The following is a 6,945-nucleotide window of genomic DNA, read 5'->3' as shown; positions in this document are numbered from 1 at the left end:
CCGTCGACAAGTCCGACGTGATCATCGCGGTCGGCCACGACACGTGCGAAAAGCCTCCGTTCATCATGTCTGAGGGCGGCCCGAAGGTCATTCACATCGCACATCAGCCTGCGACCTTCACGCAGGCCTATTGGCCGCAGCTCGAGGTCATCGGCGACATCGGCGCTTCAGTCGCGGCGCTGGCGGATCGCCTCGAGGGCAAGCTGCTAAATGCCGGCGCGCTACTGCCGCTGCGCGAGGGGATCCTCGCCCTGATTGGCGAGGGTGCCGATGATAAAAGTTGGCCGGTCACGCTGGATCGCATAGTGCACGTTGTTCGCAAGGTCATGCCGGAAGGCAGCATTGTTACGCTCGACAATGGCCTTTACAAGATCCCGTTCGCCCGGAAGTATCGGACCAATCACCCCAATACGCTGCTGCTCGACAACACGCTCGCGACCATGGGCGCCGGCGTGCCCTCAGNAGTATCGGACCAATCACCCCAATACGCTGCTGCTCGACAACACGCTCGCGACCATGGGCGCCGGCGTGCCCTCAGCGATCGTGGCGGCGATGCTCTATCCCGAGCGCTGCGCCATGGCGGTCTGCGGCGACGGCGGCTTTCAGATGACCGGCCAGGAACTGATGACGGCCGTCGAACAAAAGCTCAACCTCGTCGTCCTCATCTTGGACAACGGCGGCTGGGGCATGATCGAAGCGAAGCAAACCGCCAAAGGCTTCTCGAAATTTGGCGTCAACTTCCACAATCCGGATTTCGTGAAATGGGCCGAAGCCTGTGGCGCCAAGGGCACGCGGGTCGAAACGCTTGACGATCTGATGCCGGCGCTGGAAGCCGCTCTCAAAGGCGGCGGGGTGCATGTGGTCGAAGTGCCGGTCGATGATTCAAAGTACAAGCGACTGCTCGGCGGACTTCGCTCGCCCAAGGCGAAACCGCCGAGCGCCTGAGCAGGCCCGGGATAACCGCCCTCGGGGAGTGCCGGGGCGGTCCACAGCAAGGATCGGCTTTTCAGAGGGGGCGGGCGGGCAGGCCCTGCCTCCCGAGAGAGCCAAACAAAGGGACCAAACACATGAAAGCCTTTACTTTCCAAACCCCGTCCAACATCCATTTCGGGGCAGGCGCGTCCAGCAAGATCGGCGAGCTCCTCAAGGGCTACAAGGCCGCCCATGTGCTGCTCGTCACCGACGAGGGCGTACGGGCGGCCGGGCTGACGCGCAATGCGGAAGCGGCGATTGTCGACGCCAATATCGCGATCACCGTGTTCGACGGCGTGGTCGTCGACGCGCCGTCGCATGTCATCGAAGCGGCGGCAGAAATCTGCCGCGAGTGCGGCGTCGACGCTGTCGTGGCGATCGGCGGCGGCAGCGTACTGGATACGGCAAAGCTCGTCGCCTATCTCGCCAAAACCCCAGACAAGCTTGATGATATCTATGGTGTCGGCCGTGCCACCGGCGNGGCAAAGCTCGTCGCCTATCTCGCCAAAACCCCAGACAAGCTTGATGATATCTATGGTGTCGGCCGTGCCACCGGCGATCGGCTGCCGCTGCTGCTGGTGCCGACCACGGCGGGCACCGGATCGGAAGTGACGTTGACCTCCATCGTTAAGACGCCGACCAACGAGAAGAAGGCGGTNGACCACGGCGGGCACCGGATCGGAAGTGACGTTGACCTCCATCGTTAAGACGCCGACCAACGAGAAGAAGGCGGTGATCTCGCCGCGCCTCCTCCCGGACTGGGCGATCCTCGATCCCGTACTGACGCTCGGCCTGCCGCCGCACCTCACCGCCCAGACGGGCATCGACGCCATGGCGCACGCAATCGAGGCCTATACCGGCAAGATCAAGAAGAACCCGATCTCCGACCAGCACGCGCTGAAGGCGCTGGCGCTGCTGTCGGCCAATCTGAGGAAAGTCTACACGGACGGCTCTAACCTCGAAGCGCGCTCGGAAATGCTGCTCGGCTCCATGCTGGCCGGCATGGCGTTTGCCAACTCGCCGGTTGCCGCGGTGCACGCGCTCGCCTATCCGATCGGCGAGGTCTTCGATGTGGGGCACGGCCTCTCCATTGCGCTGGTCCTGCCTTACGTGTTGGAATTCAACCGGCCGGCGGCCGAAGCGCTCTATGCCGAGCTCTCCGACGTTATCCAGCCCGGCTATCGCCGCCAGTCCGATGCGGCGGACGCGGCGGCCTTCATCGCCGAGATCGAGGCGATCTGCCGAGACTGCGGGGTGCCCGGCTCGCTTTCGGCGGTTGGAATCGGCGAAGGCGATCTTTCCAAGCTGGCGAAAGATGCGATGAAGCACGAGGAGCGCCTACTGGTCAACAATCCGCGCGAGCTCGACTACGATCAGGCCCGGGCGATCTATGCCAAAGCACTTGCGGGAGCGAGCAGGCCATGACCGAGCTCGGACGACCAACCGGAATCTCCACATTCAACTTACGACATCGTCGTGACCTTTGTCGGCTTCGCAACACCCATTCCACTTCGCCCGATCCCGTATTTTCCGCCCACGTAGCTGAAACAGCAGCGAATAATTGTTCGTCAGCTCAATCGGCCGGATTGGCACGAATCTTGAAATCTATTGAGAGGCGGCGGGAGGGACCGGCGCCATCCACATTGCGGTTTAACCGCATTGGTTCGAACACGTGAAGGAAACAAAATATGCCAGAACGGCATCAGATTGCATTCTATGGAAAGGGCGGAACCAAGATTGTCTCCGGCGCCGAAGCCGTCGCGATGATCCGCTCGGGCGATACAGTCGCCTTTTCCGGCTTCGTCGGAATCGGTACGCCGGAGGCGGTGATCTGCGCCCTTGAGAAGCGTTTCCTCGAAACGGGCGAGCCGAGCAATCTCACCCTCGTCTTTGCCGCCGCCCCGGGCGACGGCAAAGACAAGGGCCTCAACCGACTGGCGCATGACGGGCTGGTGAAACGCCTCATCGGCGGGCATTTCAAGCCGGTGCCAAAGCTGGCGAAACTGGCAGCCAGCGGCAAGTGCGAGATCTACAATCTGCCGCTCGGGGTCATTTCCCATCTCTACCGCGAGATCGCTGGGCGCAAGCCCTGGCTGATCTCGAAAGTCGGGCTTGGAACCTTCGTGGACCCGCGCAACAGCGGTGGCAAGATGAATTCCAACACGACGGAAGACCTCGTGGAGATGGTGGAAACCCACGGCGAGGAGCGGCTCCTTTACAATGCGTTCCCCATCGATGTCGTCATCTTGCGCGGCACGACGGCCGATCCATCCGGCAACGTCACGATGGAGAAGGAGGCCGCGACGCTCGACAACCTGTCGCTCGCCATGGCCGCCAAGGCGGGTGGGGGTATCGTCATCGTGCAGGTCGAGGGCATCGCCCCCGCCGGCTCGCTGCACTCGCGTGACATCGCAATCCCCGGCCACCTAGTCGACCGCGTCGTTGTGGCCCAGCCGGAAGATCACATGCAGACCTATGCGACCCATTACAGCGGTGCCTTCTCCGGCGAATTCCGTGCGCCGCCGGACAGCGCCGCCTCCATGAAACTGGACGAACGCAAGATCATCGCGCGGCGCTGCGCTTTCGAACTGCGGATGGGCGGTGTCGTCAATCTCGGCATCGGGATGCCGGAAGGGATTGCTGCGGTAGCGGCGGAAGAGGGGATTATCGACAAGATCACGCTCACTACCGAATCCGGTACCATCGGCGGCACCCCACAGACCGGGATGGATTTCGGCGCGGCCAAAAACCTCGAGTCGATCATCGACCAGAACCAGATGTTCGATCTCATCGACGGCGGCGGGCTGAGCTTCGCCTGTCTCAGCTTCGCGCAGGTCGATGCTCAATGCAATGTCAATGCCAGCCGGTTCGGTGGCATCCTCGCCGGCGCCGGCGGCTTCATCAACATCTCGCAAAACACCCGCCACGTCGCCTTCTGCGGCAAGTTCACGGACGGGGGCCTGCGCATCGAGATCCGGGACGGCAAGCTTGCCATCCTGCAGGAAGGCCGGCAGGCGAAATTCATCAAAGAGGTCGAGCAGATCACTTTCTCGGGTGAAATTGCCCGCGAGACGCACCAGTCTGTGCTCTACGTAACCGAGCGCTGCGTCTTCTCGCTAATCCCCGAGGGGCTGGAACTAATCGAAGTCGCGCCGGGGATCGATATCGAGCGCGACATCCTCGCCCATATGGAGTTCCGGCCGATCATCCGCCAGCCGCGCGAAATGGCGGCTGTGATCTTCGCCGACGGTCCGATGAATCTCGACCAGCTGCTGCTCGAACGCATGCTTTCAGAGCGCATAGAGTTCGACGCAGAGCGCAGCACGAGGCCGCCGGCTATCGGCTGGACGCCCGCAAGTTCCATCCCACGCCTTGTAACCCCATCGTTTGAGGAGAAGCCCACCATGCCTACATCGCAGACCTCGGATATCCAAACGTTGACCAACCAGATCAACGAGATGCTCACCAAGTTCAACATGCCGGGCGTCGATCCGGCAGCACTTGTTAGGGAACAGGCCAGGAATATCGAGGCCGTCGCGCAGGCCACGCAGCTTGCCAACAAAGGCGCCTACGGCGTCGCCGAAAAGCAGCTGGAATTGTTCCGCGCGGCTTCCTCACAGCTCCTGATGATGTTTGAGGATGCGGCCCTTGCCCCCAAGGAGCGCAGCGAACTGGCGAAACAGGCTTACGAGGTGGCGCTGAACGGCTCGCGCGAGATCACCAGCATGGCGGTCAAGGCCAGCGAGAACGCTTTCGCCATCACCCGCAAGCGGATGACCGAGATTTTCGAGCAGTTCCGCAAGGCCGCGACAATCGGAAAGGATACGTGAGGCCGGACCTGCCGAACGGAAAGCATAATTCGTGCATGACAATCCTCCACCCGTCGAGGTGATGGGGAGCTGCGAAGAGCGTCTTAAGAGGGACAACGACAATGAACGGAAAAAAGCAGGCGGCGGGCGTCTATTCAGTTCCGAAGGAATGGGCCGAGCGCGCTTTCATCGACTCGGAGCGCTACGCGGCGATGTATGCGGCTTCGATCGCCGACCCCGAGGGGTTCTGGGGCGAGCACGGCAAGCGCATCCACTGGTTCAAGCCTTACGGCACCGTCAAGAACACCTCGTTCGAGCCGGGCAAGGTTTCGATTAAATGGTTCGAAGACGGCACCACCAATGTCTCCTATAATTGCGTCGACCGGCATCTGCCCGAGCGGGGCGATCAGATCGCCATCATCGGGGTGCGGGACGACCCGAAAGATGACGCCGTCTGGATCACCTATCGCGAACTACACGCCCATGTTAGGAAATGGGCGAACGTCCTGCAGTCGCAAGGCGTCCGCAAGGGCGACAACGTCACCCTCTACCTGCCGACGATCCCTGAGGCGGCCTATGCCATGCTCGCCTGCGCGCGCATCGGGGCCGTCCATTCGGCGGTCTCCACCGGCCTCTGGCCGGACCAACTGGGAAGCCGCATCGCCGACGCCGCGAGCACCGTCGTGGTGACCGCAGACCAAGGCCCACGCGGCGGGCGCAATAAGCCGATGAAGGCCAATGTCGACGCGGCGCTGGATAAGCTTCCCGGGGTGGTGACGAGCGTCATCGTTGTCAAGCGGACCGGCGCACCGGTCGAGATGCTGCAAGGCCGCGACCACTATTACGACGAGCTGGCCATGACCGTTCCCGACGAATGCCCACCCGTGGAAATGAACGCTGAGGACCCATTGTTCCTCCTCTACACGTCGGGTTCCACCGGCAAGCCCAAGGGCGTGGTGCACACCACCGGCGGCTATCTCGTCTATGCCGCCATGACGCATCAATATGTCTTCGACCATCACGTCGGCGACATCCACTGGTGCACTGCCGAACTCGGCTGGATCACCGGCCACAGCTACATTGTCTACGGGCCGCTCGCCAACGGTGCGACGACCCTCCTCTTCGAGGGCACCCCAACCTATCCGAGCATGTCGCGCTACTGGGACGTCATCGACAAGCACAAGGTCAGCCTGTTCTATACCGCCCCCACGGCGATCCGCTCATTGATGGCATCGGGCGAGGACGCGGTGAAATCGAATTCGCTCGCCTCGCTCCGCCTCCTCGGTTCAGTCGGTGAGCCGATCGACCCGAAAACCTGGGAATGGTATCACCGTGTCGTCGGCGGCGGTCGCTGCCCGATCGTCGACACCTGGTTTCAGACCGAGACCGGCGGCATAGTGATCACGCCGCTTCCCGGCGCCACCGATCTGAAGCCAGGCTCCGCCGGCACCCCCTTCTTCGGCGCCAGGCCTGAGCTGGTCGATGAGGCGGGCAACGTGCTCGACGGCGCCGCAGACGGAAACTTGGTGATCGCCGACAGCTGGCCGGGCCAGATGCGCACGCTTTACCGCGACCACGAGCGCTTCGAGCAGGAATATTTCTCCCTCTATCCTGGCAAATATTTTACCGGCGACGGCGCCCGGCGCGATGCAGACGGGTATTATTGGATCAACGGCCGCGTCGACGACGTCATCAACGTCTCCGGCCACCGCATGGGAACGGCGGAGATCGAATCCGCCCTTGTCGCTCACGCCAAGGTATCGGAAGCCGCGGTCGTCGGCTATCCTCACGAGATTAAGGGTCAGGGCATCTACGCCTACGTCACCCTCATGGATGGCGAAAGCGATGACGACGACCTGCGCAAGGAACTCGTTTCCTGGGTGCGCGGGAAGATCGGCCCCATCGTTTCGCTCGACAAGATCCAATTTGCCCCCGTCCTGCCGAAAACCCACTCCGGAAAAATCCTGCGCCGCATCTTGCGCAAGATCGCTCAGGACGATTTTGCCGACCTCGGTGACACCTCGACGCTCGTCAACCCCGCGGTCGTCGATGACCTGATCGAAAACCGGCAGAACCGGAAGGATGGCTGATGGGCACAAGATGAAGACGTGGGATCCAGCGCGTCGCCGCATCGGCGCCGACGAGACGATCAGGGGAAGACAAT

The 6,945-nt window shown here is 62.2% G+C and carries 2 protein-coding genes and 2 pseudogenes; all 4 read left to right on the top strand.

Going from position 1 to position 6,945, the window contains the following annotated elements; genetic code table 11:
* Positions 1-945: pseudogene (locus BN1800_RS44190) on the top strand (thiamine pyrophosphate-dependent enzyme); the annotation flags it as partial.
* A 122-nt stretch (positions 946-1,067) separates the two neighbouring features.
* Positions 1,068-2,397, top strand: a pseudogene (locus tag BN1800_RS34200) (iron-containing alcohol dehydrogenase).
* A 263-nt stretch (positions 2,398-2,660) separates the two neighbouring features.
* Positions 2,661-4,802 (top strand): CoA-transferase, encoded by a 2,142-nt coding sequence (locus BN1800_RS34195; protein ID WP_244564757.1) that lies wholly within the window; start codon positions 2,661-2,663, stop codon positions 4,800-4,802.
* Positions 4,803-4,903: 101 nt separating this feature from the next.
* Positions 4,904-6,871, top strand: coding sequence for an acetate--CoA ligase (gene acs, locus BN1800_RS34190; RefSeq protein ID WP_087004482.1), 1,968 nt, complete (start codon positions 4,904-4,906; stop codon positions 6,869-6,871).
* Positions 6,872-6,945 lie beyond the last annotated feature (74 nt).

The organism is Rhizobium sullae, from assembly GCF_900169785.1.
Classification (GTDB): Bacteria; Pseudomonadota; Alphaproteobacteria; order Rhizobiales; family Rhizobiaceae; genus Rhizobium; species Rhizobium sullae.
This window is presented reverse-complemented; position numbering and strand designations above follow the sequence as displayed.